At 72.4% G+C, this 17,413-nt stretch carries 19 protein-coding genes and 1 riboswitch; of the genes, 10 read left to right on the top strand and 9 right to left on the bottom strand.

Annotated features, from left to right (window positions below; translation table 11 throughout):
* Window positions 1-25: 25 nt before the first annotated feature.
* Window positions 26-313: a helix-turn-helix domain-containing protein gene (locus BLA60_RS28830; RefSeq protein ID WP_075136150.1), complete on the top strand. Its 288-nt coding sequence runs from the start codon at window positions 26-28 to the stop codon at window positions 311-313.
* Window positions 310-1,557 (top strand): type II toxin-antitoxin system HipA family toxin, encoded by a 1,248-nt coding sequence (locus BLA60_RS28825; RefSeq protein WP_075136149.1) that lies wholly within the window; start codon window positions 310-312, stop codon window positions 1,555-1,557. The genes BLA60_RS28830 and BLA60_RS28825 overlap by 4 nt, the downstream gene beginning before the upstream one ends.
* On the opposite strand, the gene BLA60_RS28820 is transcribed toward BLA60_RS28825, so the two are convergent.
* Window positions 1,539-1,808 carry a helix-turn-helix domain-containing protein gene (locus BLA60_RS28820; RefSeq protein ID WP_075136148.1) on the bottom strand — a complete coding sequence of 90 codons (270 nt, stop codon included), beginning with the start codon at window positions 1,806-1,808 and terminating at the stop codon, window positions 1,539-1,541. The genes BLA60_RS28825 and BLA60_RS28820 overlap by 19 nt on opposite strands.
* A gap of 55 nt (window positions 1,809-1,863) precedes the next feature.
* Here BLA60_RS28820 and map point away from each other — a divergent pair, with 55 nt between their 5' ends.
* Genes map through BLA60_RS28805 form a run of 3 tightly spaced genes read left to right on the top strand, consistent with a single transcriptional unit; the run spans window position 1,864 to window position 4,465 of the window.
* Window positions 1,864-2,634 (top strand): type I methionyl aminopeptidase, encoded by a 771-nt coding sequence (map, locus tag BLA60_RS28815; protein WP_075136147.1) that lies wholly within the window; start codon window positions 1,864-1,866, stop codon window positions 2,632-2,634.
* 54 nt (window positions 2,635-2,688) lie between these two features.
* Window positions 2,689-3,726, top strand: a complete 1,038-nt coding sequence (locus tag BLA60_RS28810) for a hypothetical protein (protein ID WP_075136146.1) — start codon at window positions 2,689-2,691, stop codon at window positions 3,724-3,726.
* Window positions 3,716-4,465: a nucleotidyl transferase AbiEii/AbiGii toxin family protein gene (locus BLA60_RS28805; protein WP_084735338.1), complete on the top strand. Its 750-nt coding sequence runs from the start codon at window positions 3,716-3,718 to the stop codon at window positions 4,463-4,465. Before BLA60_RS28810 ends, BLA60_RS28805 begins: the two co-directional genes overlap by 11 nt.
* Here BLA60_RS28805 and BLA60_RS28800 read toward each other — a convergent pair.
* The 4 genes from BLA60_RS28800 to BLA60_RS28785 form a co-directional block, all read right to left on the bottom strand.
* Window positions 4,421-4,642, bottom strand: a complete 222-nt coding sequence (locus tag BLA60_RS28800) for a hypothetical protein (protein ID WP_075136145.1) — start codon at window positions 4,640-4,642, stop codon at window positions 4,421-4,423. The genes BLA60_RS28805 and BLA60_RS28800 overlap by 45 nt on opposite strands.
* A 200-nt stretch (window positions 4,643-4,842) precedes the next feature.
* Window positions 4,843-5,064 carry a hypothetical protein gene (locus BLA60_RS28795; protein ID WP_075136144.1) on the bottom strand — a complete coding sequence of 74 codons (222 nt, stop codon included), beginning with the start codon at window positions 5,062-5,064 and terminating at the stop codon, window positions 4,843-4,845.
* 69 nt (window positions 5,065-5,133) lie between these two features.
* Window positions 5,134-5,838, bottom strand: a complete 705-nt coding sequence (locus BLA60_RS28790) for an NIPSNAP family protein (protein ID WP_075136143.1) — start codon at window positions 5,836-5,838, stop codon at window positions 5,134-5,136.
* A gap of 66 nt (window positions 5,839-5,904) precedes the next feature.
* Window positions 5,905-7,899 (bottom strand): hypothetical protein, encoded by a 1,995-nt coding sequence (locus BLA60_RS28785; protein ID WP_075136142.1) that lies wholly within the window; start codon window positions 7,897-7,899, stop codon window positions 5,905-5,907.
* Window positions 7,900-7,994: 95 nt separating this feature from the next.
* Here BLA60_RS28785 and BLA60_RS28780 point away from each other — a divergent pair, with 95 nt between their 5' ends.
* Both BLA60_RS28780 and BLA60_RS28775 read left to right on the top strand, forming a co-directional pair.
* Window positions 7,995-8,423: a hypothetical protein gene (locus BLA60_RS28780; protein ID WP_075136141.1), complete on the top strand. Its 429-nt coding sequence runs from the start codon at window positions 7,995-7,997 to the stop codon at window positions 8,421-8,423.
* Window positions 8,423-10,021: an alkaline phosphatase D family protein gene (locus BLA60_RS28775; RefSeq protein WP_075136140.1), complete on the top strand. Its 1,599-nt coding sequence runs from the start codon at window positions 8,423-8,425 to the stop codon at window positions 10,019-10,021. The genes BLA60_RS28780 and BLA60_RS28775 overlap by 1 nt, the downstream gene beginning before the upstream one ends.
* 27 nt (window positions 10,022-10,048) lie before the next feature.
* Here the strand turns inward: BLA60_RS28775 and BLA60_RS28770 are convergent, their stop codons facing one another.
* Window positions 10,049-10,375 carry a 4a-hydroxytetrahydrobiopterin dehydratase gene (locus tag BLA60_RS28770; protein ID WP_075136139.1) on the bottom strand — a complete coding sequence of 109 codons (327 nt, stop codon included), beginning with the start codon at window positions 10,373-10,375 and terminating at the stop codon, window positions 10,049-10,051.
* A 46-nt stretch (window positions 10,376-10,421) separates the two neighbouring features.
* A riboswitch (TPP riboswitch) is annotated at window positions 10,422-10,535 on the top strand.
* On the opposite strand from BLA60_RS28770, the gene BLA60_RS28765 reads away from it, so the two are divergent.
* From BLA60_RS28765 to BLA60_RS28755, 3 genes are all read left to right on the top strand, one after another.
* On the top strand, window positions 10,530-11,582 hold the full coding sequence (locus BLA60_RS28765) for a thiamine ABC transporter substrate-binding protein (RefSeq protein WP_075136138.1): 1,053 nt from the start codon (window positions 10,530-10,532) through the stop codon (window positions 11,580-11,582). Its footprint overlaps the riboswitch before it by 6 nt.
* A complete protein-coding gene (locus tag BLA60_RS28760) occupies window positions 11,558-13,156 on the top strand; it encodes an ABC transporter permease (RefSeq protein WP_075136137.1) in 1,599 nt (532 codons plus the stop codon). The genes BLA60_RS28765 and BLA60_RS28760 overlap by 25 nt, the downstream gene beginning before the upstream one ends.
* On the top strand, window positions 13,156-14,184 hold the full coding sequence (locus tag BLA60_RS28755) for an ABC transporter ATP-binding protein (protein WP_075136136.1): 1,029 nt from the start codon (window positions 13,156-13,158) through the stop codon (window positions 14,182-14,184). Before BLA60_RS28760 ends, BLA60_RS28755 begins: the two co-directional genes overlap by 1 nt.
* Before the next feature lie 31 nt (window positions 14,185-14,215).
* Here the strand turns inward: BLA60_RS28755 and BLA60_RS28750 are convergent, their stop codons facing one another.
* The 3 genes from BLA60_RS28750 to BLA60_RS28740 form a co-directional block, all read right to left on the bottom strand.
* Window positions 14,216-15,058 (bottom strand): ABC transporter permease subunit, encoded by an 843-nt coding sequence (locus BLA60_RS28750; RefSeq protein WP_075136135.1) that lies wholly within the window; start codon window positions 15,056-15,058, stop codon window positions 14,216-14,218.
* On the bottom strand, window positions 15,055-16,050 hold the full coding sequence (locus BLA60_RS28745; protein ID WP_084735337.1) for an ABC transporter ATP-binding protein: 996 nt from the start codon (window positions 16,048-16,050) through the stop codon (window positions 15,055-15,057). The genes BLA60_RS28750 and BLA60_RS28745 overlap by 4 nt, the downstream gene beginning before the upstream one ends.
* A gap of 122 nt (window positions 16,051-16,172) precedes the next feature.
* Window positions 16,173-17,270, bottom strand: coding sequence for a LolA family protein (locus BLA60_RS28740; protein WP_075136134.1), 1,098 nt, complete (start codon window positions 17,268-17,270; stop codon window positions 16,173-16,175).
* Between the last annotated feature and the right edge of the window lie 143 nt (window positions 17,271-17,413).

The raw sequence follows: 17,413 nt of genomic DNA, 5'->3' as shown, positions 1-17,413 counted from the left end.
AGTACACTCGCCATTGGGAGGGGCCATGGCCGGGTACCGGATCGACCGACAGATCGCCAGCTTCGGCGCGCACGTACGCGGCTGGCGCATGGTCCTTGGCCTGACGGCCCAGCAGGTCGCCGAGCGCGCCGACATCACGCGGGACACCCTGCGCAAGATCGAGACCGGGGACCCGACCGTGAGCTTCCACAACGTCGCCCAGGTGCTGCGCGCCCTCGGCCTGCTCGACACGACCGTCGACGCGATCGACCCGCTCAACAGCGACATCGGCCGCCTCCGCGCCGGCCGCCTCACCAGGAAACGCGCCCGATGACCACCGTCGAGGTTCTCGTCGAGGAGGCCGGACACACCAGGCCGGTGGGACAGGCGCACGTCACCCGGTCACGCGGTCAGATCTCCACCACGTTCCTCTACTCCCCCGACTACCTCGCGGGCGGCGGCATGAGCATCGACCCGGCGCTGCCGCTGGTGTCGGGCTCCCAGCACCAGAGCGGGCTGGTCCGCGCGTTCGCCGACAGCGCCCCCGACCGGTGGGGCCGCAACCTCATCGAGAAGGCCGAGCGCACACGCGCCCGCGAGGAAGACCGGGCCCCGCGACGCCTGGACGACCTCGACTTCCTCCTGGGCGTCAGCGACGACACCCGCCAGGGCGCGCTGCGTTTCCGCCTGCCCGGCCACGAGGAGTTCCTCGGGAAGCCCTCGAGCGTGCCCCGGCTCGTCTCGCTGCCAGCGTTGCTGCGCGCCTCCGACGAACTGGCCTCCGACGAGGACCCCACCTCCGCCGTCAAGCAACTGCTGGACACCGGGACGACGGGCCTGGGTGGGGCGCGGCCGAAGGCCTCGGTGCGGCTGGCGGACGGGAGCCTGGCGATCGCCAAGTTCCCGCACGCCAGCGACGGTTGGGACGTCATGTCCTGGGAGGCGACCGCGCTCGACCTGATGGAGGGCGCGGGGATCCGCACGCCGCACCGGCAGCTGACCCGCGTGGGCGGGCGCAGCGTGCTGATCCTGCGCCGGTTCGACCGGACCGGCGACGGCGACCGCGTCGGCTACATCAGCGCCATGACGGCCACCGGCTCCACCGACGGCGAGCAACGGGACTACACCGACATCGCCGAGGCGATACGTGACCTGTCGCTGTCCTCCCGGCGGGACCACAGCGAGCTGTTCGACCGCGTCGTCGCCGGGGTCGCGCTCGGCAACACCGACGACCACCTGCGCAACCACGGCTTTCTGGCCGATCACGGCTCGTGGACGATGAGCCCGGCGTTCGACGTGAACCCGAACCCGGACCGGTGGCGACCCCGCTCGACCTCGATCATGGGCGCCGACACCCAGCCCGACGAGGTCGACGGTCTGCTGGCCCTGGCGCCGGACTGCGGCCTGTCGGCCGACCAGGCCCGCGAGCGGATGCGCGGCATCGCCTCGTCGATGGCCGACTGGCGTGACCGGGCGCGCGGGAACGGGATCGTCGAGCGGGAGATCACCATGATGGCCGAGTCGATCGACCCACGTCTGGAGGCCGTCGCCGCGGCCGGTCAGGGGGTCGGGACGTGATCGTTGTCGGGCTGGTTGATCTCGGCCCAGACGGCGTCCAGGGACAGGCCGAGGACGTCGGCGATCGCGGCGATGGTGGGGAAGGCGGGGGTGGCGACGCGGCCGGACTCGATCTTGCGGAGGGTTTCCGGGGAGACGCGGGCCTCCAGCGCGGTGGTGAGCATCGAGCGTTCGCCCCGGGCGCGGCGGAGCAGGGCGCCCAGACGCTCCCCGCGTTCGACCTCGGCGGGTGTGAGCGGCAACCTGACCATGGCTCCAACAATAGTCCCGGGATAATATGGCCGGGATAGTTATTGGAGGAGTGGCATGATCGAGATCCTGAACCCGGCCGAGGTGGCGCGCGCCCGCGACACCGGGGCGCTGGTCGCCGACATCCTGGCAACACTGGAGAGCCGCACCACGGTCGGCACCAACCTGCTCGACATCGACCGGTGGACCCAGGAGATGATCGTCGCGGCCGGGGCCGTGTCCTGCTACGTCGACTACGCGCCGTCGTTCGGGCGGGGCCCGTTCGGCCACTACATCTGCACGGCCGTCAACGACGCCGTCCTGCACGGCCTGCCCCACGACTACGCCCTCGCCGACGGTGACCTGCTGACCCTCGACCTCGCCGTGTCCCTCGACGGCCTCGCCGCCGACTCCGCCGTCAGCTTCGTCGTCGGCGACACCCGCCCGCCGGACAGCGTCGCCCTGATCGACGCGACCCGGCGCGCACTGGCCGCCGGCATCGCCGCCGCCGGACCCGGCCGGCGCATCGGCGACATCTCCCACGCCATCGGCACCGTGCTGCGCGCCGCCGGCTACACCATCAACACCGAGTTCGGCGGCCACGGCATCGGCTCGACCATGCACCAGGACCCGCACGTGTCCAACACCGGCCGCCCCGGCCGCGGCTTCACCCTGCGCCCCGGCCTGCTGCTCGCCCTCGAACCCTGGGTCATGGCCGACACCGCCACCCTCATCACCGACGACGACGGCTGGACCCTGCGCAGCGCCACCGGCTGCCGCACCGCCCACAGCGAACACACCATCGCCATCACCGACGACGGCGCCGACATCCTCACCCTGCCCCGCTGACACTGTTCGGCGTTCGGTATTGACCGAACACCGAACACCTCTCATGATGTGCCCATGGAACGGACGGAGCAGGACGTCGTGGACGCGCTCCTGGAGGCACTCCGACACGTGGGCATCGACGCCCAGACCCGTTCCGGTGACGCATCCGTCGATGCCGTCATCGCGCTACCGAGCGGCGAGTACCTGCCGGTTCAGATCACGTCGACCTCCCTGGTCACGCCCGAGAGCACGGCAAAGCTGCTGCGACGCCGGGCCAAACCCGGAACTGAGGCGACGCCGCTGGTCGTCGCCGACCGGATCACCGAGCAGGGGCGACAGGCGCTCAACCAGGCGAACTGGAACTGGCTCGATCTGCGCGGCCACCTGAGACTGGTCGGCCCGGGCGTGTTCGTCGACGCGGACGTGCCCGCCCAGTCCACCTCCCGTCCCGAACGACCGGCGCTGAGCGGACAGGTCGGCCTCGAACTCGCGGCGCTGCTGCTCCTCGACCCCACCAGTCGGGTCGGGGTGCGCGAGGCAGCGACCGCTCTGGGGAGAGCACCGAGTTCCGTGTCCAGCGCCTTCGCCGCGCTCCGCGCGGCCGGGCTGGTCAACGCGACGCACGAACCCGTCCGTCCGGAGATGTTCTGGGAACTCGCGGAACACTGGAACCCGGTCGGCGCCGATGTGTCGCGGCTTCCGGCGCCCGACGGGAGCCGCGACGACTCGGTGCTGCACCTGGGCCTCGACAACGTCGAGTCCACAGTGGGGTGGGCGTTGACCGACACCGTTGCCGCGATGCGTTACGACGCACCGGTCTCGGCACGCGCCGACCACCCACCCGACTTCTACGTCCCTGACCGAAGCGCGCTTCGACGCGCCACGCGCCTGCTGGGAAGTGCCGCGGAACCGTCCACGCGAGCGGGTCGCGTCCGCGTCGCTCCCACGCCGCTGGTGTGCGCCCGACGCGTCGACGGATCACCGTGGGGCGACGGACCGTGGCCGTTGGCCCATCCACTGTTCGTGGCGCTGGATCTCGCCCAGGACCCCGGTCGCGGCCGGGAGATCCTGAGCCTGTGGTCCCCGAAGGAACCCTGGCACCGTGTCTGGTGACCTTCCACGCGTCGATCTCGCCGGCGGCGCGATGACCCGACTCGTCAGCGCCATTCCCGTCGTCGCCGAGCAGACCGGACGTGCCGTCGTCCTCGTGGGCGGTCTCGCGGTCATGTGCCGCCTGTCCACACCACACCGGGCGACGACCGACCTCGACACCGTCGACCGACGAACCACCGCCGAACGCTCACAACTCGAACTGCTCCTGTCGACCGGAGCCACACGGAGCGGCCCGTCCGGGGCGCTGGTCCGCACCCCGTACGGCGAGGTCCAGGTCGACGTCCTGGAAGTCACCGATGACGAGATCACCCATCTTCCCGATGACCCGACCGATCGCCTGCACGTCCAGGCACACGCCTGGGCGGCGTCAACGGCGTCCGCCGTGTCGCTGAGCGCGCCGGGGCTCGCGCCGTTGGAGGTGCGAGTGTCCGAGCCCGGCCCGATCGTCGCGATGAAGCTGCAGTCGATCATGAATCGTGGATCGGCGAAGGAGGGCACCGACCTGCTCGACATCGTTCGCCTCATGCTCGATCCGGTCTGCGGCCCCGTCTCGCGGGATCAGCTTCACGCGGCCGATCGTCAACTACGCGAGGATGCCCTGCTCCACGCCCGACGCTGGTTCGACCTGTCGGCCGACCGCTCGTTGCGGCGGATTCGCGCCGTTCCCGAAGGCGGTGACGTCGAGATCGACGACCTACGACTGGCGGGTGACCTGATGGACGCCGCCCTCAGGGACTGAGTCCGGGAACGGGCGCGGGGACGGTGTGCCGACGACGCGCAGCCGGGGGTGGGTGGCGGTGGCCGGGGCGGTGGTCAGGTGCGGGCCGTCGTCCAGTTCGTGCTGGTAGCGGTCGACGGTCAGCCAGACGCGGGCGCGCCAGCGGGCGTCCCGGAGGCGCTTGTGCGGAACGGTCAACGGCTCTCCCCTGTCCGCCGGTGTTCGTGGGGGAGGGTGGCGTTGCCCGCGCCAGAACCTCCACCACCACTGTGTACCTCAGCGAACGGCCGCGCGTGTATCCGCCGAACGGCCGCATCTCCAGGTCACAGCCATCGGGTGGAATCGGGGGTGACCACACCGTGCCGGGGGCCGTCACGGTGTGGTCGGGGGGCGCCGCGTCAGTGGGCGGCGCGAGCGGGTTCGGCGGCGGAACGCTGCGCCATGCCGGCGGCCACCAGCGCGGCCGCGCGGATCGCCTCGTGCAGCTGCCAGATCGACTGTGCGGGCAGGTAGAAACCCTCGCCGGGGGGCGGGAGCACGGCCACCCGGCCGTCGGACACCGTCACCACCAGGCTGCGCTGGCGGTCCAGACCGTCGACGACCGGAACGTCCCAGATCATTTGCGGCTCCACCGGGCCACCTCCCATGCACTCGGAAGCAGGGTCGCGCCCGGGCCGGCTCGCGTTACGTCACCGCAGCAGGGAGCGGGCCGTGGGGGCCAGGTGCAGTTGCTCGGGCGGGCGGGCCAGGTGCTTGGTGAGCAGCGGCAACAGGTCGTGGGTCCAGCGGGTCGACCGGCCGAGGTGGCGCACGTGCTCGGTGTGCGCCTGCTGGTCGGGGAACGACGCCACCCAGGCGAACACATTCTCGCCGGTGCGCACCGGCAGCGCCGGGTAGGTGTTCTCGGCCGCCTCGGTGCGCAGGCACGTCACCGGCTCGGCGCCGTGCTCGGTGAGCAGGGGGACGGCCTCGGACACGAACAGGGCGGCGAACTCGTCGACGCTGGCCGGCAGGTGGTAGATCGTCACCGTCACCAGCGAGCCGGGGGGCGGCGCGCCCAGCGGCGGGCGGGGGCCCACCGCCGGGGCGGTCGTCACCGGGCGCAGCAGCAGCACGTCGTCGGAGTCGATCATCGTGGCGTTGGCGGCGTCGCGGTGTTCGCGCCACACCGGGCCGCCGTAGAACGCGGTGAGCGCCTCGGCGCGCTCGCTCATGCCGGCGAATCCGCGCAGCCAGACGAACCGGTCGTCGTCGTCGAGGTCGCGGAACTGGCCGTACAACCGGATGCCCAGCGCCTCCTGGGACTCGACGAACTCCCGGTCGAACAGCGCGATCAGGTCCTCCCGCCTGCCGGGACGCAGCGTGTACTGCCGCAGTTCGAGAACCTCGGTCATCGGCGGCCGCTCCTTCTGCGATGGAGACTCTCGGGTGAGCGACACCTTATTGGGCTACCCCGACACTCAGCTGGTCGGGATCGCTACGCAGGGCTCACCACCGCAGACGTCGATGACCTCGCCGGTGAGCAGGAAGTGGGCGGCCTGTGCGCGGGCCGCCGGAGTGTTGCCGGTGTCGCCGTGCGGGTCGTGGCCCTGGGTCGGGGCCTGGTTGCCCAGCGGCGGCGCGGGCGTGCCGCTGTCCCACACGACCAGCGCCGAACCCCGGTACGGGAACCTCGGCACCGCCGGCAGGTTCCACTGCGGCTCGACGGCGGTGTCCCGCCCCGGCGCGAGCGTCGGGCGCACCACCCGCAGGCCCAGCGTGCGGGAAGCGACCTCGGTCGCGATGTTGGCCACCTGGTGGTCGCCGAACGCCTGGTGCAGCAGCACCGACTTGACCGGGGTGCCGGGCAGCGGGTCGCGGACGAGGTGCGCGACGTAGCCGTTGCCCTCGCCCCGGTCCCACAGCACCTGCATCAGCGCGAAACCCACCTGCTGGTCGAGCTTGTCCGGGTAGGAGGCGTCCAGGATCGGTTGCAGCAGCTGGAACGGCGAGGCGCGGTTGAGCATCGTGGAGAAGTTCGTCGCCGGCACGATCAGCACCGAGCGGGTGAAGTCCTGGCCCAGCGCGGACAGCGCGGTGCCCTGGATGCCGCCCAGGCTCGCGCCCGCGTAGCCGAGACCGGCCGACGCGTCCAGCGCCGGCGCGCCGCCCACCTGGAACTCCGGCAGCGCCGACAGGCCGGCCGGGTGGATCATCGAGCGGCCGAGGAACAACGCGTTCAGGTACGCCTGCTGCATCCGGTCGGGCACCGACCCGAACAGCGACAGGTCACCGAGCGCGCCGACGATGAACGGCACGTCCTCGCCGGACATGCCCAGCCAGCTGGCGCCGCAGGGCACCGAGTTGCTCTCGTTGGCGACCGCGCCCAAACCGTTGACGGCGGTGTGGCTGCCGAACAGGCCGTGCCCCCACAGCAGTGGCTTCGCCGCACCCTCGGCGAGCACGCTGCGCGGAATGTTGCACTGGAACGTCGCCCGGTAGATCCCGTCGGGCTCGGGCCGGCCGTCGGGGCCGTAGGCCAGTCGCGAGCCGGGGCCGCCGGTCTCGCCGGTCAGGTACTGGGGCACCTCGACCGTGCCGACGATCTTGCGGGCCCACGCCGGGTCCTGCTCGGGCGTGGGGTCCTGGACGCTGGTGACGGTCACGGCCGGCGCGGCGTCACCGAGGGCGGCGAACGCCTCGTCGCGCATGTGCAGCGCCCGGCCGGTCAGGTTCCGGGTGCTGGCGACGGTGAAGTCCCACGCCAGGTGCAGGTCGGACAGGTCGACGCCGGAGAGCCACAGTTGGACCAGCGCCGGCCGCAGCTGCAGCCAGCGGGCCCGCAGCGTCGGGTCGCTGGGCGGGTACCAGCGCAGCATCCGTTGGAACGCCGGCCCGGCGGGGATCGGCTGGCCGGCGCCGTCGCGCAGGTCCCGCAGCGCCACGACGTAGCGGTGGCCCTCGACGAGGTTCTTGGCGGGGCGCACGATCAGCGCCTGCCGGGTGGGGTCGGTGGCCCGCGAGTCCAGCTCCACCCAGTACGGGTGCCGTTTGCCGGTGGTGGCGTCGATCAGCACGACGGGGGCGTCGCGGCGCAGCGAGCGGCCGATGTCGGTGATGGGGGCGGCGCCGGTGCGCGCGAGGTCGACGCCGGGCACGGACGCGAGCAGCATCGACCCGGGCGAGAACCCGTCGCTCCGGTTCCACTCGGAGGGGTCGATCGGCACGCCCGCGACGTTGCGCGGCATCATCTCCGGGGCAAGACTCAGCCGCCGGCCGGTCGGCGTCGACCGGTCGGGGACCGTGAAGAAGTCGTTCGGGAACGGCAGCAGGCAGGCGGCCGGGTCGATCGGGTCGCACACCGGCGTGGCCCGCGGTGGTGTTCGCGGTGGTGCCGCCGACACGCTCGGAGCCGTCACGACCGCCGCCAGCAGGGCGGCGAGCACGATCAGGGCGGGCATCATCGACCGCTTCATGGCGCTCCCCAGTTCGACGTCATGGCCACCGCCGAACGTGGCACGTGACATGGCCAGCCGCTAGCACCGAACGGGCTAAAGCCGAAGGAGTCCAGGTGACCGAACCGCTTGACCCGCTGCTCGACGAGGTGGCCGAGCAGGGCTGGGAGCTCAACGGCCCGGCCGATCCCGGCGCCCTGGCCAGGGTCGACGGGTGGTTCCGGGCGCGCACCGGCGGCGTGCTGCCGGCGGCCTACCGGGGTTTGCTGGCCCGCACCGACGGCCTGGACTTCAACGGTTCGATGCTCTACGCCACCCGCGACGGCCGTAACGTCGGGGGCATGTTCGTCGCCGGGGTGGTGGAGTCCAACGAGCGGCTGGGTGACCCGTCGGGCACGTGGGTCGGTGAGGCCAACGGTGACCTGTTCGGGGTGCGGGCGGGTGCGTGGGTGGTGGCCGACCGGGGGTCGCGCCAGGTGCTGGCCCAGTACGACGGGGCGACCGCGCTGCTCACCCACGTTCTGCGCAAGTACCTGGACACCTGATGCCGGCGTTGACGCTGGGCCCGCTGCTGCGCCACGTCGACAGCACGTCCGCCACGATCTGGGTCGAGACCGACGCCCCCGCGACGGTCACGGTCGCCGGCACCGACACCCCCACGTTCACCGTGGCCGGCCACCACTACGCCCTGGTGGTCCTGACGGGTTTGGCGCCGGGCACCAGCACCCCCTACGAGGTGGCCCTGGACGGTGAGGTCGTGTGGCCGCCGCCGGAGTTCCCGCCCAGCCGCATCCGCACGTTCCCCGAGGGCGGCGATCCCCGGTTCTCGATGCTGTTCGGCACCTGCCGCATGCCCGACACCGCAGATCCCGCCGAACAGCGCCGTTTCGGCATCGACGCCCTGGCCGCCTACGCCCACCGCATGCGCACCGAACCGGACCACACCTGGCCCGACGCCCTTCTCCTGGCCGGCGACCAGATCTACGCCGACGAAACCACGACGGCGACCCGGGCCTGGCTGGCCACCCGCCGCGACGTGACGCGACCACCCGGCCACGAGGTCGCCAACTTCGAGGAATACACCCACCTCTACCACGAGTCGTGGTCGACGCCCGACGTTCGCTGGCTGCTGTCGACCGTCCCCACCTCGATGCTGCTCGACGACCACGACGTCCGCGACGATTGGAACACCTCCCAGGCGTGGCGCGGCCAGATGGCCGGGAAGCCGTGGTGGCCGGAACGCGAGCTGGCGGCGCTGATGTCGTACTGGGTCTACCAGCACCTGGGCAACCTCTCCCCCACGGAACTGGCCCAGGATCCCGTTCACCGCGAGGTCCGCACCGGCGACGTGACAGCGGCCCTGCGCGACCTCGCCGAACGGGCGGTCCGGGAAGTCAACGGCCACAAGGAAGTCCGCTGGAGTTACTGTCGCGACTTCGGCACCGTGCGGCTGCTGGCCATCGACACCCGCGCCGGCCGAACCTTCACCCCCCGAGCGATGCTCAGCGACGCCGAGTTCACCTGGCTGGAACAGCACGCCGACGGGGACCACGACCACCTGCTGATCGGCACGTCCCTGCCGTGGCTGATGCCCCACGCGATCAGCGACCTCCAGTCCGTCAACGAGGTCGCCTGCCGCCGCCCTGGCTGGCGCGGCGCGTTGGCCGAACGCGTCAGACAGGCGGGCGACCTCGAACACTGGCCGTCCTTCCGCGACTCCGCCGACCGGCTCACGCGCCTGATCCTCGGAGCGGCCAAGGGAAACGCCGCCACCGTGACCGTGCTGTCGGGCGATGTCCACCACGTGTACGCGGCCAGGGCACGGTTCCCGGAACCGGTCGGCGCGTCGGTGCACCAACTGGTGTGCTCCCCCCTCCACAACCAGGTGCCGTGGACACTGCGCCCGCCGCTGCGGGCGGGCTGGTGGCGCCCGGTGGCCGCGATCGCCCGCTGGTGGGCGCGGGTGGCGGGCGTCGCGCCCCTGCCCGTCACGTGGACCAGGACCACCGGCCCGCACTTCGGGAACGCCATCGCCGTCCTGCACGTCGAGGGCCGGCGGGCGAAGGTCGTGGTGGAACGCGCCACCGGCACCCCGGACGCCCCCGCCCTCGAACCCCTGACCACGGTCGGGCTCACCGACTGAGCCCGTCGGGCAACGCCCGTCGGCGCGTCACGTGGCGACGGCGTCACCCCCTGATCGCTCGGCGCGCACGGCGTCGATCACGAGATCGATGGCCTCGGCCAGGGTCACGTCCTTGGCCGTGATGCCGCTCTCCGAATGTGTGGTGCAGCGGAACGTGAGCGTCCGCCAGCGGATGTCGATGTCGGGATGGTGGTTGTTGGTCTCGGCGACGTCGGCGACCCCGGTGACGACCTGGATCGCCTGCGGGAAGCTGGCCAACTCGACCGTCCGCTCGAAAGCGCCCTCGGCCAGCCGCCAGTTGCGCAGGCGACCGAGTGCTTTCCCCTTGGCTTCGTCAGAGAGCAGTTCTGGCATGCCCCCCATGGTGGCCCCCCACCACTCGAGTCGCACCGGTAGGCTTGCTGTTCACCACGGGAGTCCGGTGTAGCGCCGGGCTGAGAGGAGGGCTCGCAGCCCTCGACCGTCGAACCTGATCCGGGTCATGCCGGCGCAGGGAGAGAGGACGAACATGTTACGTAGAACCGTGCTTGCCGCCGCGCTGGCGCTCACCGTGACGGTCACGCTGACCGGTTGCTCGCTCACCGCCGGTGAGTCCGCGCAGGACGGCGAGCGGCGCGTCGTTCTGGCGACCCACGACTCGTTCGCGATGAGCGAGGAGGTGCTCGACGCGTTCCGGGACAGGTCGGGCATCACGATCGACGTGCGTCGCCTCGGTGACGCGGGGGCGTTGACCAACCAGTTGGTGCTCACGAAGGACAGTCCGGTCGCCGACGTCGCCTACGGTGTGGACACCACGTTCGCCTCGCGGGCGCTGGCGGAGAACGTGTTCGCCGCCTACCGCGGCCCCGGGGCCGACCAGGGCCCGCAGCGGTACGCGATCGGTGACGGTGAGCGACTGACGGCGGTGGACGTCGGTGATGTGTGCCTCAACGTCGACCCGGCGGCGCTGGCGGCCAAGGGCGTGCCGGTGCCGACGGGCCTGGCTGACCTGACTCGCCCTGAGTACGCGAACCTGCTGGTGGTGGAGGATCCGGCGACGTCATCGCCCGGCCTGTCGTTCCTGCTCGGCACGATCGCCACCCTCGGCGAGGACGGCTGGCAGGACTACTGGCGCGCGCTCACCGAACGCGGCGTGCTGGTCGTCAGCGGCTGGGAGGAGGCCTACACCCAGGAGTTCTCCGGGTCCTCCGGCAAGGGTGACCGGCCGATCGTGGTGTCCTACGCGTCGTCGCCGGCCGCCGAGATCGGTGAGGACGGCAAGCCGAGGACCACGGCCGTGCTCGACACGTGTTTCCAGCAGGTCGAGTACGCGGGCGTCCTGGAGGGCGCGGCGAACGGCGAGGACGCCCGCGAGGTCATGGACTTCCTGCTCTCGCCCGAGTTCCAGTCGCAGGTGCCCGAGCAGATGTACGTCTATCCGGCGCGGTCGGACGTCGAGTTGCCGGCGGCCTGGCAGCAGGCGGCGCCCCAGCCCGAGGCGTCGGCCACACTGGACCCGGCGATGATCGCCGAGCACCGGGAGCGGTGGATCGACGAGTGGCGCGCGCTCGTCCAGGGCTGAGCCCCTGGCTGGGGCTGGCCGCCGCGCTGCCGCTGGGGTTCCTGGCGGTGTTCTTCGTGTGGCCGGTGGTGGCGATCCTGCGGCTGGGCGTCGGCGAGGGCGGCGTGCTGGCGGTGCTCGGGTCGGGGCAGACGTGGCGGCTGGTCGGGTTCACCGTCGGGCAGGCGGCCGCGTCGACGGTGCTGGCGGTACTCGCCGGCCTGCCGGTGGCCTACCTGCTGGCCAGGACGTCGCTGCGTGGCCTGTGGTTCGTGCGGGTGGCGGTGCTGGTGCCGTTCGTGCTGCCGACGGTGGTGGTCGGGCTGGCGTTCCGCACGCTGCTGCCCGACGGCGGGGTGTTCGCGATCGTGCTGGCCAACGCGTTCTTCAACGTGGCCGTGGTCGCCAGGACCGTCGCGAACCTCTGGTCACATGTGGACGGACGGGCGGGCGACGCCGCGCGTTCGCTGGGCGCCTCGCCGCTGCGCGCGTTCCGGTCGGTCACGCTCCCCGCGCTCGCCCCGGCCCTGACGTCGGCGGCGGCGGTCGTGTTCCTGTTCTGTGCCACCAGTTTCGGCGTCGTGCTGATCCTCGGCGGCTCGCGGTACCGGACGCTGGAGACCGAGATCTACCTGCGCACGGTCGAACTGCTGGACCTGCCCGGCGCGGCGGCACTGTCGCTGGTGCAGCTGGCGGCGGTGGTGGCGGCGCTGACGGTCGGCGCGCTGGCCCGGCGGCGCGGCGAGTCGGCGCTGGCGCTGCGCGGCCGCGCCACCGTCGCCCGCCGCCCGCGCGGCGCCCTGTCGTGGACGGTGGTCGCGGTCGCCCTGGGCGTGGTGGCGCTGCTGCTGGTGCCGGTGGTGGTGCTGGTGGCGCGTTCGTTCGGCGGTGGGCTGGCCGGCTACCGCGCGCTGGCCGGCTTCGGCCACGCCGGCTCGCTCCAGGTGTCCGGTGTGGACGCCGCGCTGAACTCGCTGCGCGCCGCGACCGACGCGACCGTCCTGGCCGTGCTGCTGGGCGTGACGGCCAGTGTCGTGCTGGTGTCGCTGTCGCGCGGCCGGGTACGCCGCGGTGTCGTGGAGACCATGGACACCGCGCTGATGCTGCCGCTGGGGGTGTCGGCGGTGACCGTCGGCTTCGGCTACCTGGTGACCCTCGACATGCTGCCCGGTGACCTGCGCACCTCGCCGGCGCTGGTCCCGCTGGCCCAGGCGCTGGTGGTGACCCCGCTGGTGATCCGCATGGTGCTGCCGGTGCTGCGCTCGATCGACCAGCGGCTGCGCCAGGCGGCCGCGTCCCTGGGCGCGTCGCCGGCCGCGGTGTGGCGCGAGGTCGACGTGCCGATGGCCGGCCGTTCGCTGCTGACCGCCGCCGGTTTCGGCTTCGTGGTGGCGCTGGGCGAGTTCGGTGCGACGAGCTTCCTGGCCAGGCCCGACACCGCGACCCTGCCGGTGGCGATCGCCCGGCTGATCTCGCGGCCGGGGGAACTGAACAACCAGATGGCGTACGCGGCGTGCACGCTGCTGATCGTGGTGACGGTCGCGGCCGTGGCGCTGGTCGAGTCGGCCGGGCGAACCCGGGTCGGGGAGTTCTGATGGCGCTGACCGTGTCCGGTCTTGGTGTGTCCTACGGCGACCTGGCCGCCGTGTCCGACGCCGACCTGACGGTGGCCGACGGTGAGGTGCTGGCGCTGCTCGGCCCGTCCGGGTGCGGGAAGTCGACGCTGCTGCGGGCGGTCGCCGGACTGGAACCGGCGACCGGGCAGGTGAGCTGGGACGGCCAGGACCTGGCGGGCGTGCCCGTGCACCGGCGCGGCTTCGGGCTCGTGTTCCAGGACGGGCAGCTGTTCCCGCACCGGGACGTGGCCGGCAACGTGGAGTTCGGGCTGCGGATGCGGCGGGAACGCTCGCCCGAGCGGGTCGCCGAGATGCTCTCCCTCGTCGGGCTCGACGGCTACGGAGCCCGGCGGGTCACCGAACTGTCCGGCGGTGAACAGCAGCGGGTGGCGTTGGCGCGGGCGCTGGCGCCGAGCCCACGGTTGTTGCTGCTCGACGAGCCGCTCTCGGCGCTGGACCGGGCGCTGCGCGAACAGCTGGCGGTGGACCTGGCGCGGGTGCTGCGCGCGACCGGGGCGACGGCGCTGGTCGTGACCCACGACCACGACGAGGCGTTCACCCTGGCGGACCGGGTGGCGGTCATGCGGGAAGGGCGGATCCGGCAGGTGGGCACGCCCGACGCGGTGTGGCAGCGGCCGGTCGACGAGCGGACCGCGCGGTTCCTCGGCTGCGGGGAGTTCGTGGACGCGACGGTGTCGGGTGGGGTGGCGCGGTGTGCGTTGGGGTCGGTGACCGTGGAGTGGGAGCGGGACGGGGACGTTCGGTTGGGGCTGCGGGCCGGGGCGTTGCGGGTGGCGCGGGAGGGGGTCGGTGGGACCGTGGTGTGGCGGGTCCGGGGGCGGGACCACGTTCGGGTCCGGGTTCGGGTGGCGGAGATGGTGGTCGATGCCGTGGCGGGGGTGGGGGATGTGGCCGAGGTCGGGGACGAGGTGTGTCTGACGTTGGTGGCCGACGGGGTCGCCGTCCTGCCGCCAGGCCGCGCCGACCAACCGTCTCCCCGGCCGTGACCAACGGGCCGTGGCCGACGGTCGGGGAGGTTCAGCCGTCGCGGGTGACTATCCGGGCCAGGGCCAGGGAGTAGCCGATGACGAGGTAGCAGGCCGCTCTCAGGAAGCCTTCGGTCAGGCCGTTCATGGGGAGTGGGTCGCGCGCGACGTCGGCGACGGCCTCCCAGCTCTCGGTGAGCAGCAGGGGGTGCAGCCAGTCCAGGGAGGGGATCTCGCCCAGGACGGTGAAGATGATGATGCCGCCGGTGGCTGCCGCCAGCACCACCAGAGGGTGGTCGGTGCAGGTGGAGATGGCCAGGGCGACGGCGGCCACGGCCCAGACCTGGACCGTCACCGCGACGACCAGCAGGGCGACGCGGCCCAGGGCCTCGGTGAACGGGAGGGTTGTTCCGGACACCGTCACCATCTCGGCGCCACCCAGGAAGACCACGCCGGCCAGGACGCTGACCACGGCCATCACCACCACGGCCAGCAGCGAGAGCGTTGCCACGCCGAAGGCCTTGACGGCCAGCAGCCTCACCCGCGACACAGGGGCCAGGAGCAGGTTGCGCAGACCGCCGGTGGCCGCCTCGCCCGCGATGGCGTCGGCGGCCCACATGGAGCCGATCAGCGGCAACAGCATCGTCACCGCCAGCAGCAACACCAGGACCGGCAGCATCATGCCGTTGCCCTCGACCATGGAGGCGATGCCCTCGATCGCGGCGTTGCGGCCGCCGCCCATCGAGTCGGCGGCGATGGCGATGCTCACACCGGCGATCACCGGCATGATCGCCAGGGCCAGCAGGGCGATGAGCGTACGGGGGCGGCGCAGCATGAAGCGCAGCTCCGAACGCAGCAGCCGGGGCAGCGGGGCACGGACGGGAGCGGTGGTCATCGCGGGAACTCCTCGTCCAGGACGTCGGCCGGCCCGTCATCGGACAGGCGGTGGTGGACGGTGTCGTTCTCCGTCAGGCGGGCGAACAGGTCCTCCAGGCCGGTGCGTTGGCGGCGGACCTCGTGCACCGCGACCTCCGCGCGGACCAGGTTCGCCACCACCTCGGGGGCCGTCGTGGCGGTCAGGTCGGCGTACACGCCCTCGGGGGTGGCCCTGGCCGGGATGCGGTTGTCGCGCAGGGCGTTCACGGCGACCGTCACGTCGGGGGTGGTGACCAGCAGGCCCGTGCTGCCGGCCTCGAGGAGTTCGCGCAGGCCGCCCTGGGCCACGACCGAACCCCGGTGCAGCACCGCCACGTGGGTGCAGGTCGCCTCGACCTCGGCCAGCAGGTGGGAGGACACCAGAACCGTGGTGCCAGCGTCGTGCAGGTCGGCGATCACCGCCCGGACCTCGCGGGTGCCCGCCGGGTCCAGGCCGTTGGTCGGCTCGTCCAGGACCACCAGGCGCCGGGGCAGCAACAACGCCGCCGCCAGACCGAGACGCTGCTTCATGCCCAGGGAGTAACCCCGGTAGCGGCGGCCGGCCGCCGCGGCCAGGCCGACCCGCTCCAGCGCCACGTCGACCGCCCCGGCCATCGCGCCGGTCGCCAGGCGCGGCTCGGCGGCCGCGCAGCGCAGCAGGTTCTCCCGGCCGGACAGGAACGGGTGGAAACCGGGGCTCTCGACCAGGGCCCCGACGTCGGGCAACGCCGCCGCCGCGCCGTCGGGCAGTGGGTGGCCCAGCAGCTCCACCGTGCCGGCGGTCGGGGTCACCAGGCCCAACAGCATGCGGATCGTGGTGGTCTTGCCCGAGCCGTTGGGGCCGAGCATGCCCAGCACCGACCCCACCGGCACGTCGAGGTCGACATGGTTGACAGCGACCGTCCTGCCGTAGACCTTGCGCAGGTCACGGGTCCGGGCGGCGAGCCCGGCGGGGGCCTGGGCCATCGTCATGCCCGCCACACTATTGACCTGCTCATCAGCGCGAACGTCGTGGGTCACCGCCCGCCTCCTCACCCCGGACAGCCCGCCGGCCCCGACCCCGGGCTTCGGGGACAGGGCCGGCGGGTCGATCGTCACTTCATCTGGTTGACGGCCTCGGTGACCACCTCTTCCGGCACGAAGCCCAGGGCGACCTTGCCGTCCTCGGTGATCAGCGCGGTGCCGACCTTCGCCTTGATGACGTAGCCGGTGCCGAAATCACCGCTGACCTCCTTGCCGATGGTGCCCAGCAGGTCCAGCGGGTTGCCGCCGGGACCGGCCTCGCCGCGCGGCCCGGTGGGCAGCTGCGAGGTCAGCAGGTCGGCCGGGACGGTGCCGGTGAGCACCGTGTCCCAGCCCTCGCCGTAGGGCTCGATGTCCAGACCGGCGAACAGGTCCTCCGCCGACTCGCCCCGGAACTCCTTGTCCGGGGTCTGCTCGGTCACCTCGGCGCCGGCCGGCGGGGTGAACTGGAACAGCGACGCGTCCTGCGGGCCCGCGGTGAACTCGGTGAAGCCGACCTTCACCGCCGGGTCGGCCTGGCCGTTGGCCAGGACCTCGATCTGCAGCGGCACCCTGGTCTCCGAGTCGACCGACACCCGGATCTCGCGCAGCAGCGTGCGCTCGTCCGGCTGCGGGGCGAGAACCAGCTGGTAGACCGGGCGGCCGGCGACCCTGGCCGTGCCGTCCACGGCCACCGTGCTGTCCGCGCGCATGGTGTCGACCAGCTCGCGGGCGGCGGTGGCCGGGTCGGCGAAGCGGCTCTCCAGCGGGGTTTCCGCCTTCCCCTTGCCCTCGGCGCCGTGGGCGGTCTTCTGGACGGTGCGGTCGACCGAGTCCCACACCCAGACCGTCTTGCCGTCGTCGATGACCGTGGTCTCGCCGCCGTCGGAGGGCAGCTGCAGGCGGTGCTTGCCGTTGCCGTCGGTGAACACGCGCACGGCACCGTCCTGGCCCATCTCGGACAGGCCGGGGACCGGCAGACCGAGGTTGTTCTCCAGGGAGACCGCTCCGGACAGCGCCGGCAGCTCGGTGGTGGACAGTACGGACTCGACCAGCGCCTCCGGTCCGATCTCCGGCAGCGCGGGCGGAGCCTCCCCCGCGCCTGCCGGCGAAGCCAGCAGCACCAGCCCGGCGACGCCCGCGACGGTCCCGGCCGCCGCGACCGCCAGCACGGTCTTCTTGGTTTCCATGTCGTACCCCTCGTGTCAGGTCTGTGTTCCCGTGACACCGAGAGTGCACCACCGACGCTGAGATGACGCTGAGAGTGACGGCCCGCTGACGGATTTGCTGAGAGAGTGCTGAGACGGACCGCGACGTCGCCGCCCGGACGCGG

The organism is Actinophytocola xinjiangensis (assembly GCF_001921215.1).
In the GTDB taxonomy this organism is placed as follows: Bacteria; Actinomycetota; Actinomycetes; order Mycobacteriales; family Pseudonocardiaceae; genus Actinophytocola; species Actinophytocola xinjiangensis.
This window is presented reverse-complemented; position numbering and strand designations above follow the sequence as displayed.

Coding starts and splice junctions, on each gene's coding strand:
- BLA60_RS28820 (WP_075136148.1), bottom strand. CDS start 1,808: ATGGTCAGGTTGCCGCTCACACCCGCCGAGGTCGAACGCGGGGAGCGT.
- BLA60_RS28830 (WP_075136150.1), top strand. CDS start 26: ATGGCCGGGTACCGGATCGACCGACAGATCGCCAGCTTCGGCGCGCAC.
- BLA60_RS28750 (WP_075136135.1), bottom strand. CDS start 15,058: ATGACCACCGCTCCCGTCCGTGCCCCGCTGCCCCGGCTGCTGCGTTCG.
- BLA60_RS28785 (WP_075136142.1), bottom strand. CDS start 7,899: ATGAAGCGGTCGATGATGCCCGCCCTGATCGTGCTCGCCGCCCTGCTG.
- BLA60_RS28765 (WP_075136138.1), top strand. CDS start 10,530: ATGTTACGTAGAACCGTGCTTGCCGCCGCGCTGGCGCTCACCGTGACG.
- BLA60_RS28740 (WP_075136134.1), bottom strand. CDS start 17,270: ATGGAAACCAAGAAGACCGTGCTGGCGGTCGCGGCGGCCGGGACCGTC.
- BLA60_RS28755 (WP_075136136.1), top strand. CDS start 13,156: ATGGCGCTGACCGTGTCCGGTCTTGGTGTGTCCTACGGCGACCTGGCC.
- BLA60_RS28795 (WP_075136144.1), bottom strand. CDS start 5,064: ATGATCTGGGACGTTCCGGTCGTCGACGGTCTGGACCGCCAGCGCAGC.
- BLA60_RS28745 (WP_084735337.1), bottom strand. CDS start 16,050: ATGACGATGGCCCAGGCCCCCGCCGGGCTCGCCGCCCGGACCCGTGAC.
- BLA60_RS28775 (WP_075136140.1), top strand. CDS start 8,423: ATGCCGGCGTTGACGCTGGGCCCGCTGCTGCGCCACGTCGACAGCACG.
- BLA60_RS28770 (WP_075136139.1), bottom strand. CDS start 10,375: ATGCCAGAACTGCTCTCTGACGAAGCCAAGGGGAAAGCACTCGGTCGC.
- map (WP_075136147.1), top strand. CDS start 1,864: ATGATCGAGATCCTGAACCCGGCCGAGGTGGCGCGCGCCCGCGACACC.
- BLA60_RS28790 (WP_075136143.1), bottom strand. CDS start 5,838: ATGACCGAGGTTCTCGAACTGCGGCAGTACACGCTGCGTCCCGGCAGG.
- BLA60_RS28825 (WP_075136149.1), top strand. CDS start 310: ATGACCACCGTCGAGGTTCTCGTCGAGGAGGCCGGACACACCAGGCCG.
- BLA60_RS28810 (WP_075136146.1), top strand. CDS start 2,689: ATGGAACGGACGGAGCAGGACGTCGTGGACGCGCTCCTGGAGGCACTC.